25 protein-coding genes and 1 riboswitch are annotated in these 24,678 nt (G+C 70.2%); of the genes, 19 read left to right on the plus strand and 6 right to left on the minus strand.

The window, feature by feature from the left end; translation table 11 throughout:
* Positions 1–48: 48 nt before the first annotated feature.
* From H4N64_RS02535 to H4N64_RS02600, 15 genes are all read left to right on the plus strand, one after another.
* On the plus strand, positions 49–978 hold the full coding sequence (locus H4N64_RS02535) for an ABC transporter permease (protein WP_186280402.1): 930 nt from the start codon (positions 49–51) through the stop codon (positions 976–978).
* Positions 971–1,738, plus strand: coding sequence for an ATP-binding cassette domain-containing protein (locus H4N64_RS02540; RefSeq protein ID WP_186280403.1), 768 nt, complete (start codon positions 971–973; stop codon positions 1,736–1,738). The genes H4N64_RS02535 and H4N64_RS02540 overlap by 8 nt, the downstream gene beginning before the upstream one ends.
* Before the next feature lie 387 nt (positions 1,739–2,125).
* Positions 2,126–3,028, plus strand: a complete 903-nt coding sequence (gene hpnC / locus H4N64_RS02545; protein ID WP_186280404.1) for a squalene synthase HpnC — start codon at positions 2,126–2,128, stop codon at positions 3,026–3,028.
* Positions 3,025–3,975 (plus strand): presqualene diphosphate synthase HpnD, encoded by a 951-nt coding sequence (hpnD, locus tag H4N64_RS02550; protein WP_186280405.1) that lies wholly within the window; start codon positions 3,025–3,027, stop codon positions 3,973–3,975. The genes hpnC and hpnD overlap by 4 nt, the downstream gene beginning before the upstream one ends.
* Positions 3,975–4,115 (plus strand): DUF6380 family protein, encoded by a 141-nt coding sequence (locus H4N64_RS44345; protein ID WP_222108431.1) that lies wholly within the window; start codon positions 3,975–3,977, stop codon positions 4,113–4,115. The genes hpnD and H4N64_RS44345 overlap by 1 nt, the downstream gene beginning before the upstream one ends.
* Positions 4,112–5,506 (plus strand): hydroxysqualene dehydroxylase HpnE, encoded by a 1,395-nt coding sequence (gene hpnE, locus H4N64_RS02555; RefSeq protein ID WP_186280406.1) that lies wholly within the window; start codon positions 4,112–4,114, stop codon positions 5,504–5,506. The genes H4N64_RS44345 and hpnE overlap by 4 nt, the downstream gene beginning before the upstream one ends.
* Entirely contained in the window at positions 5,506–6,639 is a 1,134-nt protein-coding gene (locus H4N64_RS02560; RefSeq protein ID WP_186280407.1) for a polyprenyl synthetase family protein, read from the plus strand. Before hpnE ends, H4N64_RS02560 begins: the two co-directional genes overlap by 1 nt.
* Positions 6,640–6,755: 116 nt before the next feature.
* Positions 6,756–8,747: a squalene--hopene cyclase gene (gene shc, locus H4N64_RS02565; protein ID WP_186280408.1), complete on the plus strand. Its 1,992-nt coding sequence runs from the start codon at positions 6,756–6,758 to the stop codon at positions 8,745–8,747.
* Positions 8,747–9,388 (plus strand): 5'-methylthioadenosine/S-adenosylhomocysteine nucleosidase family protein, encoded by a 642-nt coding sequence (locus tag H4N64_RS02570; RefSeq protein WP_186280409.1) that lies wholly within the window; start codon positions 8,747–8,749, stop codon positions 9,386–9,388. The genes shc and H4N64_RS02570 overlap by 1 nt, the downstream gene beginning before the upstream one ends.
* A 5-nt stretch (positions 9,389–9,393) precedes the next feature.
* Entirely contained in the window at positions 9,394–10,416 is a 1,023-nt protein-coding gene (gene hpnH / locus H4N64_RS02575; protein ID WP_186280410.1) for an adenosyl-hopene transferase HpnH, read from the plus strand.
* A 4-nt stretch (positions 10,417–10,420) separates the two neighbouring features.
* Complete coding sequence (ispG, locus tag H4N64_RS02580) at positions 10,421–11,578, plus strand: flavodoxin-dependent (E)-4-hydroxy-3-methylbut-2-enyl-diphosphate synthase (RefSeq protein ID WP_186280411.1); 1,158 nt, start codon at positions 10,421–10,423, stop codon at positions 11,576–11,578.
* 26 nt (positions 11,579–11,604) lie between these two features.
* The gene (dxs, locus tag H4N64_RS02585) at positions 11,605–13,497 is read left to right on the plus strand and encodes a 1-deoxy-D-xylulose-5-phosphate synthase (RefSeq protein ID WP_186280412.1); all 1,893 of its coding nucleotides are present in this window, start codon (positions 11,605–11,607) and stop codon (positions 13,495–13,497) included.
* A complete protein-coding gene (locus H4N64_RS02590) occupies positions 13,494–14,879 on the plus strand; it encodes an aspartate aminotransferase family protein (protein ID WP_186280413.1) in 1,386 nt (461 codons plus the stop codon). The genes dxs and H4N64_RS02590 overlap by 4 nt, the downstream gene beginning before the upstream one ends.
* Before the next feature lie 60 nt (positions 14,880–14,939).
* Entirely contained in the window at positions 14,940–15,551 is a 612-nt protein-coding gene (locus H4N64_RS02595) for a helix-turn-helix domain-containing protein (RefSeq protein WP_186280414.1), read from the plus strand.
* Positions 15,548–15,670, plus strand: coding sequence for a DUF6126 family protein (locus H4N64_RS02600; protein ID WP_186280415.1), 123 nt, complete (start codon positions 15,548–15,550; stop codon positions 15,668–15,670). Before H4N64_RS02595 ends, H4N64_RS02600 begins: the two co-directional genes overlap by 4 nt.
* A gap of 9 nt (positions 15,671–15,679) precedes the next feature.
* On the opposite strand, the gene H4N64_RS02605 is transcribed toward H4N64_RS02600, so the two are convergent.
* Positions 15,680–16,465, minus strand: a complete 786-nt coding sequence (locus H4N64_RS02605) for a tyrosine-protein phosphatase (RefSeq protein ID WP_186280416.1) — start codon at positions 16,463–16,465, stop codon at positions 15,680–15,682.
* Between the two features lie 488 nt (positions 16,466–16,953).
* Positions 16,954–17,117, plus strand: a riboswitch (cyclic di-AMP (ydaO/yuaA leader).
* A gap of 4 nt (positions 17,118–17,121) precedes the next feature.
* On the opposite strand from H4N64_RS02605, the gene H4N64_RS02610 reads away from it, so the two are divergent.
* The 3 genes from H4N64_RS02610 to H4N64_RS02620 all read left to right on the plus strand — a co-directional run bounded on the left by H4N64_RS02610 (position 17,122) and on the right by H4N64_RS02620 (position 19,831).
* Complete coding sequence (locus H4N64_RS02610) at positions 17,122–18,057, plus strand: LysM peptidoglycan-binding domain-containing M23 family metallopeptidase (protein WP_186280417.1); 936 nt, start codon at positions 17,122–17,124, stop codon at positions 18,055–18,057.
* Between the two features lie 141 nt (positions 18,058–18,198).
* The gene (locus tag H4N64_RS02615) at positions 18,199–18,900 is read left to right on the plus strand and encodes a DUF6250 domain-containing protein (RefSeq protein WP_186280418.1); all 702 of its coding nucleotides are present in this window, start codon (positions 18,199–18,201) and stop codon (positions 18,898–18,900) included.
* Positions 18,901–19,045: 145 nt separating this feature from the next.
* Complete coding sequence (locus tag H4N64_RS02620; protein ID WP_186280560.1) at positions 19,046–19,831, plus strand: GDSL-type esterase/lipase family protein; 786 nt, start codon at positions 19,046–19,048, stop codon at positions 19,829–19,831.
* Positions 19,832–19,901: 70 nt separating this feature from the next.
* Here H4N64_RS02620 and H4N64_RS02625 read toward each other — a convergent pair whose 3' ends face one another.
* On the minus strand, positions 19,902–20,522 hold the full coding sequence (locus H4N64_RS02625) for a TetR/AcrR family transcriptional regulator (RefSeq protein ID WP_336246619.1): 621 nt from the start codon (positions 20,520–20,522) through the stop codon (positions 19,902–19,904).
* A 36-nt stretch (positions 20,523–20,558) separates the two neighbouring features.
* Entirely contained in the window at positions 20,559–21,737 is a 1,179-nt protein-coding gene (locus tag H4N64_RS02630; protein ID WP_186280419.1) for a Glu/Leu/Phe/Val dehydrogenase dimerization domain-containing protein, read from the minus strand.
* A 152-nt stretch (positions 21,738–21,889) separates the two neighbouring features.
* Here H4N64_RS02630 and H4N64_RS02635 point away from each other — a divergent pair, with 152 nt between their 5' ends.
* Positions 21,890–23,083 carry an MBL fold metallo-hydrolase gene (locus H4N64_RS02635; RefSeq protein ID WP_186280420.1) on the plus strand — a complete coding sequence of 398 codons (1,194 nt, stop codon included), beginning with the start codon at positions 21,890–21,892 and terminating at the stop codon, positions 23,081–23,083.
* Between the two features lie 124 nt (positions 23,084–23,207).
* Here the strand turns inward: H4N64_RS02635 and H4N64_RS02640 are convergent, their stop codons facing one another.
* The 3 genes from H4N64_RS02640 to H4N64_RS44765 all read right to left on the minus strand — a co-directional run bounded on the left by H4N64_RS02640 (position 23,208) and on the right by H4N64_RS44765 (position 24,649).
* Positions 23,208–23,753 carry a nucleoside-triphosphatase gene (locus H4N64_RS02640; RefSeq protein WP_336246620.1) on the minus strand — a complete coding sequence of 182 codons (546 nt, stop codon included), beginning with the start codon at positions 23,751–23,753 and terminating at the stop codon, positions 23,208–23,210.
* A 127-nt stretch (positions 23,754–23,880) separates the two neighbouring features.
* Positions 23,881–24,534, minus strand: a complete 654-nt coding sequence (locus H4N64_RS02645) for a protein-L-isoaspartate(D-aspartate) O-methyltransferase (RefSeq protein WP_186280422.1) — start codon at positions 24,532–24,534, stop codon at positions 23,881–23,883.
* A complete protein-coding gene (locus tag H4N64_RS44765) occupies positions 24,524–24,649 on the minus strand; it encodes a hypothetical protein (protein ID WP_260859507.1) in 126 nt (41 codons plus the stop codon). The genes H4N64_RS02645 and H4N64_RS44765 overlap by 11 nt, the downstream gene beginning before the upstream one ends.
* Positions 24,650–24,678: the final 29 nt, after the last annotated feature.

A 24,678-nucleotide genomic window follows, 5' to 3' on the forward strand; every position in this document is an offset into this window, starting at 1 on the left:
CGGCATGCCCGCACAGGCTGCGCATCTCGAAGACGAAAGTTTCCACCAGTGAGTGAGACAACGCACGACGGACAGGTCGCGGTGACCGCGCCTCCGTCGCCCGACGAGGGACTCACGGCGGCCGAACTGGCCGCCAAGTACGGGCTGAGCGTGAGCGGCGCCCGCCCCTCGCTCGTCGAGTACGTCCGCCAGCTCTGGGACCGGCGTCACTTCATCCTCGCCTTCTCGCGGGCGAAGCTGACCGCCCAGTACAGCCAGGCCAAGCTCGGCCAGCTCTGGCAAGTGGTGACACCGCTGCTGAACGCGGCCGTGTACTTCTTCATCTTCGGCGTCATCCTGGAAGCCGACCGGGGCATGTCCCGCGAGGTGTACATCCCGTTCCTGGTCACCGGCGTATTCGTGTTCACCTTCACACAGAGCTCGGTGATGGCGGGCGTCCGCGCGATCTCCGGCAACCTCGGCCTGGTCCGAGCGCTGCACTTCCCGCGCGCCTCGCTGCCGGTGTCGTTCTCGCTCCAGCAGCTCCAGCAGCTGCTCGCGTCGATGATCGTGCTGGTCGCGGTGACCTGCGTGTTCGGCAGCTACCCGGACCTGTCGTGGCTGCTGATGGTTCCGGTCCTTGCGCTTCAGTTCCTGTTCAACACCGGCCTCGCCCTGATCATGGCCCGGGCCGGGGCCAAGACCCCGGACCTGGCGCAGCTGATGCCGTTCGTGATGCGTACCTGGATGTACGCCTCCGGCGTCATGTACTCGATCCCGATCATGCTCGCCGACAAGCCGCAGTGGATCGCTGACGTCCTTCAGTGGAACCCGGCCGCCATCTACATGGACCTGATGCGCTTCGCGCTGATCGACGGCTACGGCTCCGAGAACCTGCCCGACCACGTCTGGGCGGCGGCGGGCGGCTGGGCGCTGCTGTTCGCGCTCGGCGGGTTCGTGTACTTCTGGAAGGCGGAGGAGAGGTACGGCCGTGGCTGACACCCGAGTTCCCACCGTCATCGCCGACGAGCTGCACATCGTCTACCGCGTCAACGGCGCCAAGACCGGCAAGGGCAGCGCGACCGCGGCCCTCAGCCGCATCCTGAAGCGCGGCGAGGAGCGCGGGGTGCGCAAGGTGCACGCGGTCAAGGGCGTGTCCTTCGTCGCCTACCGCGGCGAGGCCATCGGTCTGATCGGCTCCAACGGCTCCGGCAAGTCCACCCTGCTGCGGGCCATCGCGGGGCTGCTCCCGGCGGAGAAGGGCAAGGTCTTCACCGATGGCCAGCCCTCTCTGCTGGGTGTGAACGCGGCCCTGATGAACGACCTGACCGGCGAGCGGAACGTCATACTGGGCGGGCTCGCCATGGGCATGTCCCGCGAGGAGATCAGGGAGCGCTACCAGGAGATCGTCGACTTCTCGGGCATCAACGAGAAGGGCGACTTCATCACCCTGCCGATGCGCACCTACTCCTCCGGCATGGCGGCCCGTCTGCGGTTCTCCATCGCCGCCGCCAAGGACCATGACGTCCTGATGATCGACGAGGCGCTGGCCACCGGTGACCGCAAGTTCCAGAAGCGCTCCGAGGCGCGCATCCGGGAGCTGCGCAAGGAGGCCGGCACGGTGTTTCTCGTCAGTCACAACAACAAGTCGATCCGGGACACCTGCGACCGTGTGCTGTGGCTGGAACGCGGCGAACTGCGCATGGACGGCCCGACCGACGAGGTCATCAAAGAGTACGAGAAGTTCACGGGCAAGTAGTCCACCCCGGACCGGCTCACCCGGCCCGGCCCGCTTCCCCAGGCCCCGCCGGAACCCTTCCGGCGGGGCTCCGCGTCTGCAAAGGAAACGTCAACTTCGGCTGGCCTTAGGAATCTTGGGACCAATCGGTGTGTTCTTGTGATGCGCAGGACACCCCGGCGAACCACCGTGCGTTGTACAACGTAAGCTGTACCGGTCCCCAATCGCGGCAAGTGGGGCGATAATGCCCCACACCCTCTGCCAGGGAGCCCGCGCGGACGGCCGGGCGGCGTGTCCGAAATAGTGTGTATTGGGTCGTCGGTGTAGAACGGGAGATGTGACGGCAATGGCTACGGAAACTCCCCAGCTCAACGCAGCATGTGCCGTCCCCGCCCCAGGCAGTACGCGGTGACGGGAACCGGCACGCCGCACGCCGCCGACACGGAACGCGGCACGCTCGACAAGGCCGCGCACGAGAACTTCCCCGTGGCCCCCTTCTTCCTGCCCCGGGCCTGGCGCACCGACCTCATGGCCGTCTACGGCTTCGCCCGCCTCGTCGACGACATCGGCGACGGCGATCTGGCCCCCGGCGGCGCCGACGCCCGGCTGCTCGGCGTGTCGGCCACGGACGCCGAGGACCGCCTGCTGATGCTGGACGCCTTCGAGGCCGACCTGCGGCGCGTCTTCGACTCCACCCCCTGTCACCCCCTGCTGCGCCGACTGCAGCCCACGGTCCGCCGCCGCTCGCTGACCCCCGAGCCGTTCCTCGGCCTGATCGAGGCCAACCGTCAGGACCAGGTCGTCAGCCGCTACGAGACCTACGACGACCTGCTTGCCTACTGCGAACTGTCCGCCAACCCCGTCGGACATCTCGTCCTCGCCGTCACCGGCGCCGCCACCCCCGAGCGGATCCGCCGCTCCGACGCGATCTGCACCGCCCTGCAGATCGTCGAGCACCTCCAGGACGTCGCCGAGGACCTCGGCCGCGACCGCATCTACCTGCCCGCCGAGGACATGAAGCGCTTTCATGTCCAGGAGGCGGATCTCGCCACGAAAACCGCGGGCGCATCCGTGCGCGCACTGGTTGCATACGAAGCACAACGCGCCCGCGATCTCCTGAATGAAGGCGCCCCCCTCGTGGGTAGCGTCCACGGCAGGCTGAGGCTGCTGCTCGGGGGGTTCGTGGCGGGGGGAAGGGCGGCGATCCACGCGATCGCCGCCGCCGATTACGACGTACTTCCCGGCCCGCCCAAGCCCGGCAAGGTTCAGCTGCTGCGCGAGGTGGGCGTGACTCTGCGAGGAGAGGGGTGATCCGGACCGTGGACTTCGTACCACACGCGTCCGCACCGGTACTCGCCGCCTACAGCTACTGCGAGGCCGTCACCGGACAGCAGGCCCGTAACTTCGCGTACGGCATCCGGCTGCTGCCGACGCCGAAGCGCCGCGCGGTGTCGGCGCTGTACGCGTTCGCGCGCCGTGTCGACGACATCGGTGACGGGGCGCTGGCCGACGACGTCAAGATCGCCAGACTTGAGGACACCCGGGTGCTGCTCACCCGGGTGCGGGACGGCGCGGTCGACGAGGACGACACCGACCCGGTCGCGGTCGCCCTCGCCCATGCCACCGAGGTCTTCCCGATCCCCCTCGGCGGCCTGGACGAGCTGATCGACGGCGTGCTGATGGACGTACGCGGCGAGACCTACGAGACCTGGGACGACCTGAAGGTGTACTGCCGCTGTGTGGCGGGCGCCATCGGGCGGCTCTCGCTCGGTGTGTTCGGCATCGAACCGGGGGCGCGCGGCGCCGAGCGGGCGCCGGAGTATGCCGACACGCTCGGGCTGGCGCTCCAACTCACCAACATCCTCAGGGATGTGCGCGAGGACGCCGAGGGGGGCCGCACCTACCTGCCCGCCGACGACCTCGCCAAGTTCGGCTGCTCGGCCGGGTTCGCCGGGCCGACCGTGCCCGAGGGCGCCGACTTCGCGGGCCTCGTGCACTTCGAAGTGCGACGGGCCCGCGCCCTTTTCGCCGAGGGCTACCGGCTGCTCCCGATGCTCGACCGGCGCAGCGGCGCCTGCGTCGCCGCCATGGCCGGCATCTACCGCCGCCTCCTGGACCGCATCGAGCGCGAGCCGGAGGCGGTGCTGCGCGGGCGTGTCTCACTGCCGGGACGCGAGAAGGCGTACGTCGCCGTGCGCGGCCTCTCCGGTCTGGACACCCGGCATGTGACGCGGCGGCCCCTCAGGAGGCGAGCCTGATGGACAATTCGGTCCAAGGTGATGCCACCGGCGAAAAGTGGCAGGCAACCCTCCGCAGTCAAGCGGCGTCCCTGACTGAGACGGCCGACCGTGCACCGTTCAAGCACCGCGGCGGCCGTTCGGGGGAGGGCACACGATGACCGACGGCATCACGACCGGAGGCGACGCCGTCGTGGTCGGCGGCGGACTCGCCGGGATCACCGCGGCGCTGGCGCTCGCCGACGCCGGAGTGCGTGTCACGCTCCTGGAGGGCCGGCCCCGCCTCGGCGGACTCGCCTTCTCCTTCCAGCGCGGCGACCTCACCGTCGACAACGGCCAGCATGTCTATCTGCGCTGCTGCACCGCCTACCGCTGGTTCCTCGACCGCATCGGGGGGACCGCGCTGGCGCCGCTGCAGGATCGTCTCGACGTGCCCGTACTCGATCTGGCCAAGCCCGAGGGGCGGCGTCTTGGCAGGATCCAGCGCGACCCGCTGCCCGTACCGCTGCATCTGGGGCGCAGCCTCGCCACCTACCCGCACCTCTCCCTCACCGAGCGCGCCGCCGTCGGGCGTGCCGCGCTCGCGCTGATGGCGCTCGACCTCGCCGATCCGACCCTGGACGCACAGAACTTCGGCACCTGGCTGGCCGAGCACGGTCAGTCCGCGCGCGCCGTGCAGGCCCTGTGGAACCTGGTCGGGATCGCCACCCTCAACGCGGTCGCGGATGACGCCTCACTGGGGCTCGCCGCGATGGTGTTCAAGACCGGTCTGCTGTCCGCCCCGGGCGCCGCCGACATCGGATGGGCGCATGTCCCGCTGGGCGAACTGCACGACCGGCTGGCCCGCAAGGCGCTCGACTCCGCGGGTGTGCGTACCGAGGTCCGTACACGCGTCACCTCCATCTCCACTGATGACAACGGCCGTTGGAGCGTCCAGGTTCCCGGCGAGACGATCCGGGCCGACGCCGTCGTCCTCGCCGTACCGCAGAGCGAGGCCCACGACCTGCTGCCCGAGGGCGCCCTGGACGACCCCGGACGACTGCTCGACATCGGCACCGCTCCGATCCTGAACGTCCATGTCGTCTACGACCGCCCGGTGCTCAACGCACCCTTCTTCGCCGCTCTCGGCACGCCCGTGCAGTGGGTGTTCGACCGGACCGGCTCCTCCGGGCTGCGCGAGGGCCAGTACCTCGCGCTGTCCCAGTCGGCCGCGCACCACGAGATCGACGCGCCGGTCGCCCAGCTGCGCGAGAAGTACCTGCCGGAGCTGGCCCGGCTGCTGCCACTGGCCCGGGGCGCCGAGGTGAAGGACTTCTTCGTGACCCGGGAGCGCACGGCGACGTTCGCCCCCACCCCCGGCGTCGGGCGGCTGCGGCCCGGCACCCGCACCAAGGCCGCCGGCCTCTGTCTGGCCGGAGCGTGGACCGCCACAGGGTGGCCCGCGACCATGGAGAGTGCGGTCCGCAGCGGCGTGAGCGCGGCCGACGCCGCGCTCAGCGCCCTGGGCCGGCCCCGCCCCCGCCACCTCTTCGAAGTCGAGGAGGCGGCCTGATGCTCCATCAGCGCGCGGCAGGCCCCCGCACCCCCGGTACCGCAACAAGAGGAGAGACTGTGCCCACTGTGCCCCCGGCCTCGGCGGCCGCTCGCGAGACCGCAGTGGACGTGACCGCGCTCCTGGAGCGCGGCCGGACCCTGGCCACACCGGTACTGAGGGCGGCGGTCGACCGACTGGCGCCTCCCATGGACACCGTTTCCGCCTACCACTTCGGCTGGATCGACGCCCAGGGCAGGCCCACGGCCGGGGACGGCGGCAAGGCCGTGCGCCCCGCCCTCGCCGTGCTCTCCGCCGAGGCCACCGGCGCCGCTCCCGAGGTCGGCATCCCGGGCGCGGTGGCCGTCGAACTGGTCCACAACTTCTCGCTCCTGCACGACGACCTGATGGACGGCGACGAGCAGCGCCGGCACCGCGACACGGTGTGGAAGGTGCACGGCCCCGCCCAGGCCATCCTGGTCGGCGACGCCCTGTTCGCCCTCGCCAACGAGCTGCTGCTGGAACTCGGCACCGTCCAGGCCGGCCGCGCCACCCGTCGGCTGACCACCGCCACCCGGGCCCTGATCGACGGACAGGCCCAGGACATCTCCTACGAGCACCGCGACCGCGTCAGCGTCGAGGAGTGTCTGGAGATGGAGGGCAACAAGACCGGCGCCCTGCTGGCCTGCGCCAGCTCCATCGGCGCCGTGCTCGGCGGCGCGGACGACCGCACCGCCGACACGCTGGAGAAGTACGGCTACCACCTCGGCCTCGCCTTCCAGGCCGTCGACGACATCCTCGGCATCTGGGGCGACCCCGAGGCCACCGGCAAGCAGACCTGGAGCGATCTGCGCCAGCGCAAGAAGTCCCTGCCGGTCGTGGCCGCGCTCGCCGCGGGCGGCGCCGCCTCCGAGCGGCTCGGCGAGCTGCTCGCCGCCGACGCCAAGAGCAGCGACTTCGAGAACTTCTCCGAGGAGGAGTTCGCCGCCCGCGCCGCCCTCATCGAGCAGGCCGGCGGCCGCGAGTGGACCGCCGAAGAGGCCCGCCGTCAGCACACCATCGCCATCGAGGCCCTGGACGCCGTCGACATGCCCGACCGGGTGCGGGCGCAGTTCGCCGCGCTCGCCGACTTCGTCGTCGTACGAAAGAGATGATCACTATCGGTCGAATAGCCCTCGCGTAGTCGCCGGCCGGTGTCGCGGGACACGAGCACCGGCCGACGGCGGACCCACAGCAGAGCACCACTTGCACACTGCACGAAGGGGAAGCCATGACAGCGACGACCGACGGAAGCACCGGGGCCCTGCCGCCCCGCGCTGCCGCGGCCAGCGAAACCGACAGCACCACCCCCGCGGCGGCGGGGGTTCATGACGCCGCCGAGCGCGCCCTGCGGCGCGCCACCGACTTCCTGCTGTCCCGGCAGGACGCCCAGGGCTGGTGGAAGGGCGACCTGGAGACGAACGTCACCATGGACGCCGAGGATCTGCTGCTCCGTCAGTTCCTGGGCATCCGGGACGAGTCCACCACCCGCGCCGCCGCCCTCTTCATCCGCGGCGAGCAGCGCGCGGACGGCACCTGGGGCACCTTCTACGGCGGGCCCGGCGAACTCTCCACCACCATCGAGGCCTACGTCGCCCTCCGGCTGGCCGGTGACACTCCGGACGCGCCGCACATGGCGAAGGCCGCGGAGTGGATCAGGGCCCAGGGAGGCATCGCCGCCGCCCGGGTGTTCACCCGGATCTGGCTGGCCCTGTTCGGCTGGTGGAAGTGGGAGGATCTGCCCGAACTCCCGCCCGAGCTCATCTACTTCCCCACCTGGGTGCCGCTCAACATCTACGACTTCGGCTGCTGGGCCCGGCAGACCATCGTTCCGCTGACGATCGTCTCCGCCAAGCGTCCGGTACGGCCCGCGCCCTTCCCGCTGGACGAACTGCACACCGACCCGGCCAACCCCAACCCTCCCAAGCCCCTTGCCCCGGCGGCGAGTTGGGACGGCGCCTTCCAGCGTCTCGACAAGGCGCTGCACCAGTTGCGCAAGGTCGCCCCGCGCAGGCTGCGCCGGGCCGCGATGAACACCGCCGCCCGCTGGATCATCGAGCGGCAGGAGAACGACGGCTGCTGGGGCGGTATCCAGCCGCCGGCGGTGTACTCGATCATCGCGCTGCATCTGCTCGGCTACGACCTCGAACATCCCGTGCTCCGCGAGGGGTTGGCCTCGCTGGACCGTTTCGCCGTCTGGCGCGAGGACGGGGCCCGGATGATCGAGGCCTGCCAGTCGCCGGTGTGGGACACCTGCCTCGCCACCATCGCGCTCGCCGACGCCGGAGTGCCCGCGGATCATCCGCAACTGGTCAAGGCGGCCGACTGGATGCTCGGCGAGGAGATCGTCCGGCCCGGCGACTGGGCCGTGAAGCGGCCCCAACTTCCGCCCGGTGGCTGGGCGTTCGAGTTCCACAACGACAACTACCCCGACATCGACGACACCGCCGAGGTGGTCCTCGCGCTGCGCCGGGTCCGGCACCACGAGCCGGAGCGGGTGGAGAGGGCGATCGGGCGCGGGGTGCGCTGGAACCTCGGTATGCAGTCCAGGAACGGGGCCTGGGGCGCCTTCGACGTCGACAACACCAGTCCGTTCCCGAACCGGCTGCCGTTCTGCGACTTCGGTGAGGTCATCGACCCGCCGTCGGCCGATGTCACCGCGCATGTCGTCGAGATGCTCGCGGTCGAGGGCCTCGCCCACGACCCGCGCACCCGGCGGGGCATCCAGTGGCTGCTGGCCGAACAGGAGCCGGACGGTTCATGGTTCGGGCGCTGGGGCGTCAACTACGTCTACGGCACCGGCTCCGTCGTACCCGCCCTCACGGCCGCCGGGATCCCCGCCTCGCACCCGGCGATCCGCCGGGCCGTGAACTGGCTGGAGTCCGTGCAGAACGACGACGGCGGCTGGGGCGAGGACCTGCGCTCGTACAAGGACGTCAAGGGCTGGAGCGGCCGGGGCGCCTCCACCGCCTCGCAGACCGCGTGGGCGCTGATGGCGCTGCTGGCCGCGGGGGAGAAGGACTCCAAGGCCGTGCAGTGCGGCGTCGAGTGGCTCGCCGCCACCCAGCGCGAGGACGGCTCCTGGGACGAGCCCTACTTCACCGGCACCGGGTTCCCCTGGGACTTCTCCATCAACTACCACCTCTACCGGCAGGTGTTCCCGCTCACCGCGCTCGGCCGGTACGTGCACGGCGAACCCTTCGCCGAGGCCGAGGGGGGCTGATGAGCACACAGCCCGATCCGGCTCCGCTGCTGATCGCCTGCGCGCTCGGCATCGAGCATCTCGCGCTGCGCACGAGCGAGCGCGGGGGCGCCGACGGGCCGGTCACGATCCTGCGGACCGGCATGGGGCCCAAGGCGGCCGAGCGGTCCGTCACCCGGGTCCTCGCCGATCCGGCGCTCGCCGGGGCCGCGGTCCTCGCCACCGGCTTCTGCGCGGGGCTCGCCCCCGGGATGCACCCCGGCGACCTGGTGGTCGCCGAGGAGACCCGGGATCCGCGCGGGACCACCGAGTGCGTCGCGACCGAACTGCTCGTCAAGGAACTCGTCCGCGTCGTCCCGGGGCGGACCGTGCATACCGGACCGCTCACCGGCTCCGACCATGTGGTCCGTGGCCAGGAACGGTCCGATCTGCTCGCGACCGGCGCGATCGCGGTCGACATGGAGTCGGCGGCGACGCTCCTGAGCGCCGTGCGCGCGGGCGAACGCCCCGTTGCGGCCGTACGGGTGGTCGTGGACGCTCCAGAACATGAACTCGTCCGGATCGGCACGGTGCGCGGGGGAATATCAGCGTTCCGTGTCCTTAGGTCGGTCCTTCCCGCTTTTTTCGAATGGCACCGTTCTTTGCTGCTCCCCAGGAGGTGAGCCAGATGGCCATGCCGCTGCGTCAGTCCATCAAGGTCGCTACTTACTTGGCCGAACAAAAGCTCCGCAAGCGCGACAAGTTCCCGCTGATCGTCGAGCTGGAACCGCTTTTCGCGTGCAACCTCAAGTGCGAGGGATGCGGCAAGATCCAGCACCCGGCGGGTGTGCTCAAGCAGCGCATGCCGGTCGCACAGGCCGTGGGAGCGGTGCTCGAATCCGGCGCGCCGATGGTGTCCATCGCCGGCGGTGAGCCCCTCATGCACCCTCAGATCGACGAGATCGTGCGGCAGTTGGTGGCCAAACGGAAATACGTCTTCCTGTGCACCAATGCCATGCTGCTGCGCAAGAAGATGGACAAGTTCAAGCCCTCGCCCTACTTCGCCTTCGCCGTGCACATCGACGGCCTGCGCGAGCGCCACGACGAGTCGGTGGCCAAGGAGGGCGTCTTCGACGAGGCGGTGGAGGCGATCAAGGAGGCCAAGCGGCGCGGCTTCCGGGTCACCACCAACTCCACCTTCTTCAACACCGACACCCCGCAGACCATCATCGAGGTCCTCAACTTCCTCAACGACGACCTGAAGGTCGACGAGATGATGATCTCGCCCGCCTACGCCTACGAGAAGGCGCCCGACCAGGAGCACTTCCTGGGCGTGGAACAGACCCGCGAACTGTTCAAGAAGGCCTTCGCGGGCGGCAACCGGCGACGCTGGCGGCTCAACCACTCCCCGCTCTTCCTGGACTTCCTGGAGGGCAAGGTCGACTTCCCGTGCACCGCGTGGGCGATCCCGAACTACTCCCTCTTCGGCTGGCAGCGCCCCTGCTACCTGATGAGCGACGGCTATGTGCCGACGTACCGCGAACTCATCGAGGAGACCGACTGGGACAAGTACGGCCGCGGCAAGGACCCGCGCTGCGCCAACTGCATGGCGCACTGCGGCTACGAGCCCACCGCCGTCCTCGCCACCATGGGCTCCCTGAAGGAGTCGCTGCGCGCCATGCGCGAGACGGTCAACGGAAACCGGGAGTGACATCATGACCGCCATCCCCTTGGGCGTTCCCGAGGTCCCGGTCCGGCCGATAGCCGAGCGACGAGCGTCGCGGCGGATCCAGGTCGGTCCTGTGGCGGTAGGGGGCGGGGCCCCGGTGTCGGTGCAGTCGATGACCACGACCCGCACCTCGGACATCGGCGCCACCTTGCAGCAGATCGCCGAACTCACCGCGTCCGGCTGCCAGATCGTCCGCGTCGCCTGCCCCACGCAGGACGACGCGGACGCCCTCGCGACCATCGCCCGCAAGTCGCAGATCCCGGTGATCGCGGACATCCACTTCCAGCCCAAGTACGTGTTCGCCGCGATCGAGGCCGGCTGTGCGGCCGTACGCGTCAATCCCGGCAACATCAAGCAGTTCGACGACAAGGTGAAGGAGATCGCGCGGGCCGCGGCCGACCACGGCACCCCGATCCGGATCGGGGTCAACGCGGGCTCGCTGGACCGGCGGCTGCTGCAGAAGTACGGCAAGGCCACGCCCGAGGCGCTGGTGGAGAGCGCGCTGTGGGAGGCGTCGCTCTTCGAGGAGCACGGCTTCCGGGACATCAAGATCTCCGTGAAGCACAACGACCCCGTGGTCATGGTCAGCGCCTACCAGCTGCTCGCCGAGAGTTGCGACTACCCGCTGCACCTGGGGGTCACCGAGGCGGGACCGGCGTTCCAGGGGACGATCAAGTCGGCGGTGGCCTTCGGGGCGCTGCTCAGCAGGGGCATCGGCGACACGATCCGCGTCTCGCTGAGCGCCCCGCCCGCCGAGGAGGTCAAGGTCGGCATCCAGATCCTGGAGTCCCTGGGCCTGAGGCAACGGCGTCTGGAGATCGTCTCGTGTCCCTCCTGCGGGCGCGCCCAGGTCGACGTCTACAAGCTGGCCGACGAGGTCACGGCGGGCCTTGAGGGCATGGAAGTGCCCCTGCGGGTGGCCGTCATGGGGTGTGTGGTCAACGGTCCCGGCGAGGCCCGGGAAGCGGACCTGGGGGTCGCCTCCGGCAACGGCAAGGGGCAGATCTTCGTGAAGGGCGAGGTCATCAAGACCGTACCCGAGTCGAAGATCGTGGAGACCCTCATCGAGGAGGCGATGAAGATCGCCGAACAGATGGAGCAGGACGGCGTCGCGTCGGGGGAGCCGGCCGTCACCGTGAGTTGAGCAGCACGGACCGAAGGGGGCCCGACGTGACGATTCTGGAGAACATCCGGGGACCACGCGACCTGAAGGCGCTGTCCGAGCCGGAGCTCGGTCGACTGTCCGAAGAGATCAGGGAGTTCCTGGTGCACGCGGTGGCCAGGACCGGCGGACATCTCGGGCCCAACCTGGGGGTGGTGGAACTGTCCATCGCGCTCCACCGGGTCTTCGAGTCGCCGGTCGACCGCATCGTGTGGGACACCGGCCATCAGAGCTATGTGCACAAGCTTTTGACGGGACGTCAGGACTTCTCCAAGCTGCGCGGAAAGGGCGGCCTGTCCGGCTATCCCTCGCGTGAGGAGTCCGAGCACGACATCGTCGAGAACAGCCACGCCTCCACCGCGCTGGGCTGGGCGGACGGGCTCGCCAAGGCCCGCCAGGTGCAGGGCGAGAAGGGCCATGTCGTCGCGGTCATCGGCGATGGCGCGCTCACCGGCGGCATGGCCTGGGAGGCGCTGAACAACATCGCGGCCGCCAAGAACCGGCCGCTGATCATCGTCGTCAACGACAACGAGCGGTCGTACGCCCCCACCATCGGCGGCCTGGCCAACCATCTCGCCACCCTGCGCACGACCGACGGCTACGAGAAGGTCCTGGCCTGGGGCAAGGACGTGCTGTTGCGCACCCCCGTGGTCGGCCACACCGTCTACGAGGCACTGCACGGCGCCAAGAAGGGCTTCAAGGACGCCTTCGCCCCGCAGGGCCTGTTCGAGGACCTGGGACTGAAGTACGTCGGCCCGATCGACGGACATGACATCGGCGCCGTCGAGTCCGCGCTGCGCCGCGCGAAACGCTTCCATGGGCCCGTCCTGGTCCACTGCCTCACCGAGAAGGGCCGCGGCTATGAACCCGCCCTCGCCCACGAGGAGGACCACTTCCACACCGTCGGCGTGATGGACCCACTCACCTGCGAGCCGCTCGCTCCCTCCAACGGCCCCTCCTGGACCTCGGTGTTCGGCGACGAGATCGTGAGGATCGGGGAGGAGCGGGAGGACGTCGTGGCGATCACGGCGGCCATGCTGCACCCGGTCGGGCTCGGCAAGTTCGCCGCCCGCTTCCCGGACCGGGTGTGGGACGTGGGCATCGCCGAACAGCACGCGGCCGTGTCGGCGGCCGGCCTCGCCACCGGCGGCGTCCACCCCGTCGTCGCCGTCTACGCCACCTTCCTCAACCGCGCCTTCGACCAGCTCCTGATGGATGTCGCCCTGCACCGCTGCGGCGTCACCTTCGTGCTGGACCGGGCGGGGGTCACCGGGGTCGACGGTGCCTCCCACAACGGTATGTGGGACATGTCGATCCTCCAGGTCGTCCCCGGCCTCAGGATCGCCGCGCCGCGCGACGCCGACCAACTCCGGGCGCAGCTGCGGGAAGCGGTCGCCGTCGACGACGCGCCCACCCTCGTCCGGTTCCCGAAGGAGTCCGTCGGCCCGTCGATCCCGGCGGTGGACCGGATCGGCGGACTGGACGTGCTGCACCGGGGGGAACGGCCCGAGGTGCTCCTGGTCGCCGTCGGCGTCATGGCGCCCGTCTGCCTCCAGGCCGCCGAGCTGCTGGAGGCCCGGGGCATCAACTGCACGGTCGTGGACCCCCGTTGGGTCAAGCCCGTCGACCCGGCGCTGCCCGGCCTCGCCGCCGAACACCGCCTCGTCGCCGTCGTCGAGGACAACAGCCGCGCCGCCGGGGTGGGCGCCGCCGTGGCCCTCGCCCTCGAAGACGCCGATGTCGATGTCCCCGTACGGCGGTTCGGCATCCCCGAGCAGTTCCTCGCCCACGCCAAACGCGGCGAGGTGCTGGCCGACATCGGGCTCACGCCCGTCGAGGTCGCCGGACGGATCAGCGCGAGCCTGGCCGTCCAGGAGCCAGTCAAGGAGACAGCGGAATGACCACGGAGTTCGACCTCGGCGCGCTGCTGGCCGAGCGCGGAGCCGAGCGCTACGAGCTGCACGGCAAGTACCTGAACCACCAGCTCCCGCGCATGCTGCACACCATCGGCTTCGACAAGGTCTACGAGCGGGCCGAGGGCGCCTACTTCTGGGACGCCGACGGTGACGACTACCTGGACATGCTCGCCGGGTTCGGGGTGATGGGCCTCGGCCGCCATCACCCCGTCGTCCGCAAGGCGCTGCACGACGTCCTCGACGCCCAGCTCGCCGACCTCACCCGCTTCGACTGCCAGCCCCTGCCCGGGCTGCTCGCCGAGAAGCTCCTCGTCCACAGCCCGCACCTGGACCGGGCCTTCTTCGGCAACAGCGGCACCGAAGCGGTCGAGACCGCCCTGAAGTTCGCCCGACGGGCCACCGGCAGACCCCGGATCCTGTACTGCGAGCACGCCTTCCACGGCCTGACCACCGGCTCCCTGTCCGTTAACGGCGAGGACGGCTTCCGGGACGGCTTCGCCCCGCTGCTGCCCGACACGGCCGTACCCCTCGGCGATCTCGACGCCCTGGCACGGGAGTTGAAGAAGGGAGACGTCGCCGCACTGATCGTCGAGCCGATCCAGGGCAAGGGTGTGCTCGAGGCGCCGCCCGGGTATCTGCGGGCCGCCCAGGAGCTGCTGCACAAACACAAGGCGCTGCTCATCGCCGACGAGGTGCAGACCGGGCTCGGCCGGACCGGGGACTTCTTCGCCCACCAGCACGAGGACGGAGTGGAGCCGGACCTGGTGTGCTTGGCCAAGGCCCTGTCCGGCGGCTATGTGCCGGTCGGCGCCACCCTCGGCAAGGACTGGATCTTCAAGAAGGTCTACTCCTCGATGGACCGGGTGCTGGTGCACTCGGCGAGCTTCGGGTCCAACGCACAGGCCATGGCGGCCGGGCTCGCCGTACTCGCGGTCATGGAGAACGAGCAGATCGTCGCGAACGCCCGTGCCACCGGCGAGCTGCTGAGGTCCCGGCTCGCGGCGCTGGTCGACAAGTACGAGCTGCTCGCCGACGTACGCGGCCGGGGCCTGATGATCGGCATCGAGTTCGGCAGGCCCTCGTCGCTGAAACTGCGCAGCCGGTGGACCATGCTCCAGGCGGCCCGCAAGGGACTCTTCGCACAGATGGTCGTCGTACCGCTGCTCCAGCGGCACCGGATCCTCACCCAGGTCTCCGGCGACCATCTGGAGGTGATCAAGCTGATTCCACCGCTGATCATCGGGGAGCGGGAGGTGGAGCGGTTCGTGGACGCCTTCACCGACGTGATGGACGACGCGCACAGCGGGGGCGGGCTGATGTGGGACTTCGGGAAGACGCTGGTCAAGCAGGCCGTCGCCAACCGCTGAGTTTTTGCCTGTAAGGCAAGAAATTTGCCTTACAGGCAAGGCTCCGGCTGAATGGAGAGCATGAGCTCTCCCGAGACCGGGCCGGCCGACGACCTGCCCGTGGTGGCGCCGCAGCTTCGTGCCCTGCGGCGCCAGGCCGCCCTCACCCTGGAGGCCGCGGCGCACGCCGCCGGTCTGTCGCCGGCCCACCTCTCCCGTCTGGAGACGGGGCGGCGCCAGCCCTCGCTGCCGATGCTGCTCTCGCTGGCACGCGTCTACGGTACGACCGTCTCGGAGCTGCTCGGCGAGACGGTCGCCGACCGGGACGCCGTCGTACGCGCCGCCGACATGGAACCGACCGAGGCGGGCGGCTGGACGTACCGGCAGGCCGGCGCGCCCGGCCGGGGGATGCAGGCACTGCGCCTGCACGTCCCCTTCGGCTCACAGGGCGACATCGTGCGGGTGCACCCCGGCGAGGAGTGGCTCTACGTCCTCGCCGGGCGGCTCCGGCTGCGCCTCGGGGACACCACGCACCGGCTCGCCCCGGGCGACAGCGCCCACTTCGACTCGCTCACCCCGCACCGCATCGCCGCCCTGGACCGGGGCGGGGTAGAGCTCCTGTTCGTCCACACCCTGCTGCAGAGCCCCACGGCCGCCCTGTGCCTGGGCCCGATCCCTGGAGAGACGCCATGAGCGACATGGAGGAGAAGTTCCCTCGCGCCCTGTGGATCCGGCTGATCATCTATCTGGCGGTGGGGCACGCCTTCGCCGCGTTCATCTACCTGCTGTTCGAGCTGGGGGCCAAGCGGTAGCCGCCTGGCTCAGTCGAGCAGCCGCTCCCGCAGCCGCTCGCGGATCTCGGGGGTGACCCCCAGCGCCCGCTCCAGGTAGGTGTCGACGTCGCCCCAGGTCTCCGCGATGGTGTCGAAGGCCGCCGTGAGGTACTCGGCGCGGGCGTCGAACAGGGGGCTGAGCAGCTCCATGACCTCGGGGGTGTAGGTGCTGTTGCGCTGCACCTTGTAGCGGCGGTGCTTGGCGTTGGACTCCAGGTAGTCGGCGAGGATCGCCTCCCGCTCGACGCCCAGGGCGAGCAGGGTCACCGCTATCGACAGGCCCGCCCGGTCCTTGCCCGCCGCGCAGTGCATCAGGGCCGGAACGCTGTCCTCGGCGAGGGAGAGCAGCACCTGGGAGTGCTCGGCGGTGCGCTCCTTGACGATCATGCGGTACGACTCGATCATGCGGTTCGCGGCCTTGCCGTCGGCCAGGATCTCCCGCAGCTGCTCGATGTCGCCGTCGCGGACCATCCTCCAGAACTCGGCGCCGTCGGCCGGGTCGGACAGCGGCAGGTTCACATTGCGCACCCCCGCCAGCTCGATGTCGGGGCCCTCCAGCTTCTGGTCCGCCGTATTGCGGAAGTCGAAGATCGTGTGCAGGCCGAGGGAGTCGAGGAACGCCGCGTCCTGCTCGGTCGCGTGCGCGAGGTGACCGCTGCGGAACAGCACCCCGTGCCGCACCCGCCGTCCGTCCGCGGTCGGCAGCCCGCCCACATCACGGAAGTTGCGCACTCCGGCCAGCTCGGGCTCGGTCGACGGGACCTGCTGCGTCACTTGGGCTCCTCCCACCGGATCCCGCCGGCTCGTGGCGCCGACGGGCACGCCTCGACGATACGACATCGAAACCGGCCGCCGATGGAATGTGGCAAAACGGGTGAACAATGCTGAAACCCTGCTGATTCATCACGGGTTCACACGGCAACCCTGATGCGACAGTTCTCCATCTGTGCCACTTCTGGGCCTTCTGTCCGAATTGCAGCCTTCATTCCAACTCGCTCTGGAATAAAGGAGTCTGGAGCAACGTCACGTGAGCAGGGTCATATTCGTGACGGTGAGTCGCCCGTCATGTTCACGTAATTCATGTGCTTTTCAAGGGCATTTGCGGGAACCGATCATCACTTAATGCACGGAAAGTGACTGGGAATTCCCACAAGGGATCAAGAGGTATGCCTTCGGGCGGAACCTTCTGCTTGTCCCTTTGCGTCTTGGTCGCTTACGTTCCACACCACTCCGAGCGGACGCCGAATCCTGCCGCTGCTCGGAATCCGCACACACTCACCCGTGCACGGCAGGAGCGGGGGACCCACAGGCATCACCGCCTGGTCCGGTCTCCGGAACAGGCTTGGGGTCAAGTCGCGCCCAGCGCGCGGCCGGACATCTCCAGTCCGAACCCGACAGCTCACCTCGTAGGCGCCGGAGAGGAATTCGCCATGCCCGCGAAGGGTAAGCACCGCCGTCCCAAGACCCTGAGCCTCACCCGCTCGATCGCCATCGCCGGAACCGGTGGCGCCGCGCTCGCCCTCCCGCTCCTGGGAGCCACCGGCGCCCACGCGGCCCCGTCGCAGTCCGTTCCGGAAAAGGCCGTTCAGTCGATCCAGACGGCGGACAAGAAGGCCACTGAGAAGAAGGCCGCCAAGAAGAAGGCCGTCTCGAAGACGTACACGGTGCGGCCGGGAGACTACCTTTCTAAGATTGCGAACGAGCAGCACATCAGCGGTGGCTGGGAGAAGCTCTACCAGGACAACCGTGAGGCCGTCGGCGACGACCCCTCACTGATCCACCCCGGTCTGAAGCTGTCGATCGGCAAGAAGGCCGCCACGACGGACACCGCCGAGAAGCCGGCCGCCAAGTCCTCCGCGAAGTCCTCTTCCTCGAACTCCGCCAAGTCCTCGGAGGCTTCGCAGTCCTCCGCGGCCAAGGCGGCCACCACCACGCAGGCCGCACAGTCCTCCGCCAGCGGCTTCACCGCCCCCGTCTCCGGCGCCGGTGTCGGCACCGCCTACAAGGTCGCGGGCAGCATGTGGTCCAGCGGGTACCACACCGGCGTCGACTTCGTCGTGCCGACCGGCACCTCCCTGAAGGCCGTGGGCGCGGGCACCGTCGTCTCGGCCGGCTGGGCGGGCGCGTACGGCAACCAGGTCGTCATCCAGCTCGCCGACGGCCACTACGCGCAGTACGCCCACCTGTCCTCGCTCTCCGTCTCCAGCGGTCAGTCGGTGACGGCGGGCCAGCAGGTCGGCCTCTCCGGTTCCACCGGCAACTCGACCGGCCCGCACCTGCACTTCGAGATCCGCACCACGCCGGACTACGGCTCGGACGTCGACCCGGTCGCCTACCTCCGCGCGAAGGGCGTCTCCGTCGGCTGACGGACGTACCGCTGAAGAACCACCTGCCTGACACGCCGCCGAAGGCCGGACCCCTGATCCCCGGGTCCGGCCTTCGGTGTTGTACGGCTCCGGGCGGGGTAAGCGCTTTCTGCAGCCGATCACCCGAAGGAGCCCTGTCCCATGGCCACCCGCAGAGCCTTCGGCGCCCTCGCCGCCCTGGCGGCTTTCGCCCCCGCGGCCGCCGCGAGCGCCTCGCCCCGCCGCCGCCTCCTCGCCCGCGACGACTTCCGGCACGGTCTCGGTCAATGGTTCGTGGAACTGGAGAAGGGCGGCAGTGTCACCGCCGCCCGCGGCACCCTGGAAGTGGACGTGCCCGCGGGGGCGACGATCTGGTTCCGGGAGAGGCTCGAAGGCCCGTACGTCCTGGAGTACACGGCCACGCCGGTCTCCGCAGGCGGGCTCAACGACCGCGTCGCCGACCTCAACAACTTCTGGAACGCCGTCGATGTCCGTTCCCCTGGCGACATCTTCGCCACGCCGAGGGGTGGGGCGCTGGCCGAGTACGACTACCTCAAGACGTACTACTCCGGCTTCGGCGCCAACTACAACACCACGACGCGGCTGCGCCGGTACGTCGGCGAGGCCGGGGTCCGCCCGCACATCCACGACTACACCGAGCCGCTGCTGGTGCCGAACGAGCCGCACCGGGTCCGGATCGTCTCCGACGGCTCGACCGTCCAGTGGTGGAACAACGGGCGGCTCGTCTTCGACCACACCGACCCCGAGCCGTACACGGGTGGGCACTTCGCCTTCCGTACGACCTGGAGCCACTTCCTGTTCAGCGGGTCCCGGGTGTGGCGGTCGCTGCCTCAACAGCGTTGATCCGAGGTCTATTCCGGAGTTGGTGAAGGCTTTATCAGTGGCTTATCTCACCGTCCGTCAACCCCTGCCTACGGTCGCGTAGGTCACATTCGAAGGTGAATCATGGGCCGACGTGGCAGACGATTCGAAGAGTGACGACAGGGCAGTGATCGGGTCGTACGTGGCGGTGGGGGACAGCTTCACCGAGGGCGTCGGCGACCCCGGCCCGGACGGGGCGTTCGTCGGCTGGGCCGACCGGTTCGCGGTGCTGCTCGCGGACCGTCGGCCCGAGGGCGACTTCAGTTATACGAACCTGGCCGTACGCGGCAAACTGCTGGACCAGATCGTGGCGGACCAGCTCCCGGGGGCCCTCGAACTCGCCCCGGACCTGGTCTCGTTCTGCGCCGGCGGCAATGACATCATCCGGCCCGGCACCGACCCCGACGAGGTCGCCGAGCGGTTCGAGCGGGCCGTCGCCCGGCTTACCGAGGCGGTCGGCACCGTGATGGTGACGACCGGCTTCGACACCCGTGGCGTGCCCGTGCTCAAGCATCTGCGCGGCAAGATCGCCACGTACAACCTGCATGTGCGCTCCATCGCCGACCGGTACGGCTGCCCGGTGCTCGACCTGTGGTCCCTCAAGACCGTGCAGGACCGGCGTGCCTGGGACGACGACCGGCTGCATCTGTCGCCCGAGGGGCACACGCGCGTGGCGCTGCGCGCGGGCCAGGTCCTCGGCATGGAGGTGCCGGCCGACCCGGACCAGCCCTGGCCGCCGCTGCCGCCGCGCGGGACGCTGGAGGTCCGGCGGGACGATGTGCACTGGGCGCGCGAATACCTGGTGCCGTGGATCGGACGACGGCTGCGCGGGGAGTCGTCGGGCGACCATGTGACCGCCAAGGGCAGCCTGTCGCCGGACGACATCAAGATGCGGATCGAGTCGGCGGTCTGAGGCGGCCGCCGGCGAGATCCAGGACGACGTCAGGGTCACGGCGGTGTACGGGCCTGCCTGACTGCGGTGTTCACCGCGCCGACGTGGTCAACGCCTCCCGCTCCACACCGAGTTCGCGGGCCAGCGCCTCGTCGGCCCACTCCTGCGCACGCGCGCGTGAGAGTGCGCCGCGGTAGGACGTCAGCTGGACGGCGAGCCCGTCGAGCAGGGCCGTCAGACGCAGGGCGGCGCCGACCGGGTCGGGGCAGTGGAACTCGCCCGCGGCCACCCCTTCGGCGATGACCTCGGCGATGGCCGCCTTCCACTCCGTGTCGAGGGCCTGGGTGACCTCGCGCAGCGCCGGTTCGCGCAGCGCCGCCGCCCAGCCCTCGATCCACAGCCGCCAGCCCTTGGCCTGGCCGGTGGGCGCGTACCAGCGCACCGCCGCGCGCAGTCGGCGCAGCGCGGTCGTCCGGCGCCCGAGCAGCTTGCGCAGATGGGCCAGGTCGTCCTCGGCGGCGTACGCGAAGGCGGCCGCGACCAGCTTCTCCTTGGTGGAGAAGTGGTACAGCACCAGGGCGTTGCTCACGCCGAGCGCCGAGGCCACGTCGGCGATCCTGACCGCCGCCACGCCCCGCGCCTCGATCTGCTCGATGGCGGCCCGCAGCAACTCCTCACGCCGCTCCGCCACACTCAACCGCACCCTCGCCACGCGGCTCACCCTAAGACAGATGCACCGGGCACGCGCTCACCGGTACCGGCCGTACCGCTCCGCGATCACCGGCAGTCGGTCGGCGGCGATGGCGTGGGCTGCCGCGCGCGGGGTCGTTCCGTCGGCCTCCGCGCGGGACAGCAGCCGCTCGGTGAGGGCGCGCATCGAGCGGCGGGTGTGGGCAAAGGCCTCGGCCGGGTCCGGGCCGATGTCGCCGAAGAGGGTCCACCACCACCATGCGTTCGTCCCGGAGTTGACCACGACGTCGGGCAGCACGGTGATGCCCCGCGCCGCCAGCAGCGCTTCCGCCTCGGGCAGCACCGGCATGTTGGCCGCCTCGACGATCCAGCGGGCGGTGATCCGCTCCTGGTTCACGGTGTCGACGGTGTACGACACGGCCGCCGGCACCAGCACCTCCGCGTCCGCCGACAGCCAGGCGTCGCCCGGCAGTTCACGGTCACCGGGGCGCAGCGCGGCGCGGTCCACGGTGCCGTACGCGTCCCGCGCGGCGAGCAGGCTCTCGATGTCCAGGCCCGCCGGGTTGGCGACGGTGCCCTTGAGATCGGCGACGGCCACCACCGTCAGCCCCGCGCGCGTGAGGAACCGTGCCGTGGCCCCGCCCATGGTGCCGAGCCCCTGCACGGCCACGCGCGTGCCCGCGTACGGCACCCCGGCCCGGTCCAGGGCCGTGAGCGCCGACTCCGCCACCCCGCAGCCGCCGACCAGCTCGTCGAGCCCGATGCCGTCCACCTCCACGGCGAAGGCGTCCGCGAGCCGCCGCCGCGCGGCGACCTCGTCGTCGAGCAGCGGATACACGGCCTGGATCGACGACACCAGGCCCGCCTCGGCGGCCGCCCGGTCCACCAGGTCCTGGCTGAGCCCGAGGTCCTCGCCCGTCGTCCAGAAGCTCTCGACGTACGGCCGTACGGCCCGCAGATAGCGCACGAGCAGGTCGTACGCCGCAGGATCGCGCGGATCGCAGTCGATGCCGCCCTTGGCGCCGCCGAGCGGGATGTAGCGGCCCTCCGGGTCGTAATGCAGCGCTTCCTTCATGGACATGCCCCGGGCGAGCCCCGTGACTTCGTCGAGGGTGCAGCCCTCACGCATCCGCAGTCCGCCGCTGCACACCCCGCGCACCAGCCGGTCGATCACGAGAAAGCCCTGGCGGCTGGTGACGTCATCGGTCCAGGTGAGCGACAGCAGGGGGGTGGCCATAAGGAGCTCCTTACTGAATAACCGGTCAGTATCTTGAGCGGACGCCGGCACTGTCAATGTGCTGAACGGATCTTCAGTAGGGAACGGGCTGACGTAGTTGTCGGAGGAGCCGACCATAATGGGATGCCTCGACGACTCCACATGGAGGTACCGTGACCGGTTTCCGTTCCCTGAGCTCCGTGCTCCGCACGCTGGAGCCGGCGGCCTTCGGCGCGGAGCCGACGGGCGATCGCTTGGCGCGCATCCGTAGATCGCCCCACTTCAAGGAGGGCGTGTTCCAGAACCCCGGCGGGGTCGCCCGGACCCGGCCCTCCGGCTCGATGCTGGAGTTCGCGAAGGTCTTCTTCGCCAAGGACGAGCGACCGCGCAGGTCCCCCCAGGGCACCGTGCCCGTGCACGCCACCACGCTCGCCGACCTCGCGCACCCGCCCGCCACCGGACTCAGGATCACGTGGATGGGCCACTCCAGCGTGCTCGCGGAGATCGACGGGCACCGGGTGCTCTTCGACCCCGTGTGGGGCGAGCGCTGCTCCCCGTTCTCCTTCGCCGGACCCAAGCGGCTGCACCCGGTGCCGCTGCCGCTGGCCGCGCTCGGCCCTGTCGACGTGGTCGTGATCTCGCACGACCACTACGACCACCTGGACCTGCCCTCGATCAAGACGCTGGCCGGCACGGACACCGTGTTCGCCGTACCGCTCGGCGTCGGCGCCCACCTGGAGCACTGGGGAGTCTCCGCCGACCGGCTGCGCGAGCTGGACTGGCACGAGTCGACCAAGATCGGCGGGCTCACCCTGACCGCCACCCCGGCCCGGCACTTCTGCGGGCGCGGCCTGCGCAACACCCAGCACACGCTGTGGGCCTCCTGGTCCGTCGCCGGCTCCGAGCACCGGATCTACCACAGCGGTGACACCGGGTACTTCGAGGGCTTCAAGGACATCGGCGCCGAGTACGGCCCGTTCGACACGACGATGATCCAGATCGGCGCGTACGCCGAATTCTGGCCGGACATCCACATGACGCCCGAGGAGGGCATGCGCGCCCACCTCGACCTGCAGGGCGGACAGCCGCACGGCGTGCTGCTGCCGATCCACTGGGCCACCTTCAACCTCGCCCCGCACGCGTGGGCGGAGCCGGGGGAGTGGACCCGGGACGCGGCCGACGAGGCCGGCCAGGCGGCCGCCTTCCCCCGGCCCGGCGAGCCCTTCGAGCCCGCCGGACTGCTGCCCGTCCAGCCCTGGTGGCGATCCGTCTCCGCGCCCCTCAACCACCCCTGGCGCCGCCCCCGGCGTGCCGAGGCCGCGACCGAGCCGCGCAGCGGCGATCTCGACCTCGCGGGCGAGCCGTAAGGTCGATCGGCGACGACCTTGCCGAGTTCACCTGTCACGTCGAGTGCGTCGCGATCCCTGAGCCCGCTGCACAGACCGAGGTGGAGATCGGTTTCTGCTGCCCGGACGTCCTGGGAGCCGGTTGTCAGGCGGAGGACGGTTCATCAGGGCCCCTGTGCTCCAGCCGGGCCGCGAGGGCTTCGGGCAGGTTGTCCCGGTTGGCCGGGGTGAGGTGGACGACCTCGACGTCGGGCCGCTGTCCGAGGGCGTCCGTGAACGGGTCGCGGCCCGCGTGAACCGTGGCGACGATGTCCGCGTCCGAGTCGAACAACGCCTGGACCGCGTCCCGGAACGGGGTGCAGGCCAGTTCCATCCGGCCGAGCTCGTCGATGAGAACGAGCCGACCGGGTGCCGCCGTCGGTTGGATCGAGGGGGCCGCCAGCCGTTCCATGACGCTCAGGTCGACGCCGTACCGTCCGACACGAGTCGGGCCCGGGAAGCCGGTGTGGGCGAGGACGGCCCGCCGGCCTGTCAGTGTCTCCAGGGCGAAACCGACCCGGGTACCGGCCTCCCGGATCTCCTCGGTGGTGAAGCCGACCGCCTCGCGCGTGCGCAGCAGCGCCGCGAGCCGCCGCATGGCGGTCGTCTTGCCCATGCCCGGGCGCCCTTCGAGCAGAATCCTTGTCGGCACACTGCCATCCTGGACACACTGCCGTCTTCGCGCGCGCTCGGCGTGTGGACGCCGCGGTTCGGGTGTTCTGGCTGGCTGGTGCGGTCGAGGGCAAGAAGCTGGCCGTCGGCGCCCTGGTCGGCACGTATCAGCGCTGATCGTGCTGATCGTAGCCATGCGCCCCGTAAAGGCGGACGAAGTGGGCCGGCGTGACCGTCGAGTGGTGCACCAGGCCGTGAGCCCGCCGCTCGTAGAGCTCGACCTGTTCCCGTCCGCCGGGGCCGATGGGCTGGACGAGCCGGCCACCGGTCCGCAGCTGCGCGACCAGCGGCTCCGGTACCTCGGGGAAGGCCGCGCAGACGATGACTGCGTCATACGGAGCTCGGTCCGGCACACCGAGGGTTCCGTCGCCGAGGACGATCGCGGCGTTCTCGATGCCCTGTCCGCCGAGCCGGCAGCGGGCCTCCTCGACCAGGTCCGGCCAGCGTTCGACGCTGACCACATACGCGGCGAGACGGGCCAGCAGCGCGGTCTGCCAGCCGTAGCCGGTGCCGACCTCCAGGACGCGTTCGCCTCCGGTGAGGCCGAGCGCGGACACCATCATGGCCACCAGCGAGGGCTGGGTCGTCACCTGGTCGTGTGGGAGCGGTACGGGCGTGTCCCGGTAGGCGGACGCCACGTGCTCGGCGGGGACGAACTCCGCCCGCGGGATGCCCCGGACGGCATCGAGCAGCCGCTCGTCCGTCACCCCCACGGCCCGCGCCGCTCGGACCAGATCCTCGGGAGATGACTCATACGCCATGGGTCTGAGCAATGTTCAGGCGAGGCCGGCGATCAGCAAGAGCACTGCCGAGCAGGTCAGCAGCGCTCGACAGCCCGACCAGGCCCGCGGCGGCATACGCGAGAACCTCTTCCATACTCCCAGGGTCCGTTCCCGGCCCGACCC

The sequence above is a fragment of the Streptomyces cupreus genome (assembly GCF_014257025.1).
GTDB classification, from domain to species: Bacteria; Actinomycetota; Actinomycetes; order Streptomycetales; family Streptomycetaceae; genus Streptomyces; species Streptomyces cupreus.

Excerpts from the sequence above, each read along its gene's own strand:
- H4N64_RS02645 (WP_186280422.1), bottom strand. The coding sequence starts at position 24,534 with ATGGCGTATGAGTCATCTCCCGAGGATCTGGTCCGAGCGGCGCGGGCC.
- H4N64_RS44345 (WP_222108431.1), top strand. The coding sequence starts at position 3,975 with ATGGACAATTCGGTCCAAGGTGATGCCACCGGCGAAAAGTGGCAGGCA.
- H4N64_RS02595 (WP_186280414.1), top strand. The coding sequence starts at position 14,940 with ATGAGCTCTCCCGAGACCGGGCCGGCCGACGACCTGCCCGTGGTGGCG.
- H4N64_RS02615 (WP_186280418.1), top strand. The coding sequence starts at position 18,199 with ATGGCCACCCGCAGAGCCTTCGGCGCCCTCGCCGCCCTGGCGGCTTTC.
- H4N64_RS02570 (WP_186280409.1), top strand. The coding sequence starts at position 8,747 with ATGAGCACACAGCCCGATCCGGCTCCGCTGCTGATCGCCTGCGCGCTC.
- H4N64_RS02630 (WP_186280419.1), bottom strand. The coding sequence starts at position 21,737 with ATGGCCACCCCCCTGCTGTCGCTCACCTGGACCGATGACGTCACCAGC.
- H4N64_RS02590 (WP_186280413.1), top strand. The coding sequence starts at position 13,494 with ATGACCACGGAGTTCGACCTCGGCGCGCTGCTGGCCGAGCGCGGAGCC.
- H4N64_RS02600 (WP_186280415.1), top strand. The coding sequence starts at position 15,548 with ATGAGCGACATGGAGGAGAAGTTCCCTCGCGCCCTGTGGATCCGGCTG.
- H4N64_RS02560 (WP_186280407.1), top strand. The coding sequence starts at position 5,506 with ATGCTCCATCAGCGCGCGGCAGGCCCCCGCACCCCCGGTACCGCAACA.
- ispG (WP_186280411.1), top strand. The coding sequence starts at position 10,421 with ATGACCGCCATCCCCTTGGGCGTTCCCGAGGTCCCGGTCCGGCCGATA.
- H4N64_RS44765 (WP_260859507.1), bottom strand. The coding sequence starts at position 24,649 with ATGGAAGAGGTTCTCGCGTATGCCGCCGCGGGCCTGGTCGGGCTGTCG.
- hpnH (WP_186280410.1), top strand. The coding sequence starts at position 9,394 with ATGGCCATGCCGCTGCGTCAGTCCATCAAGGTCGCTACTTACTTGGCC.
- H4N64_RS02610 (WP_186280417.1), top strand. The coding sequence starts at position 17,122 with ATGCCCGCGAAGGGTAAGCACCGCCGTCCCAAGACCCTGAGCCTCACC.
- hpnE (WP_186280406.1), top strand. The coding sequence starts at position 4,112 with ATGACCGACGGCATCACGACCGGAGGCGACGCCGTCGTGGTCGGCGGC.
- shc (WP_186280408.1), top strand. The coding sequence starts at position 6,756 with ATGACAGCGACGACCGACGGAAGCACCGGGGCCCTGCCGCCCCGCGCT.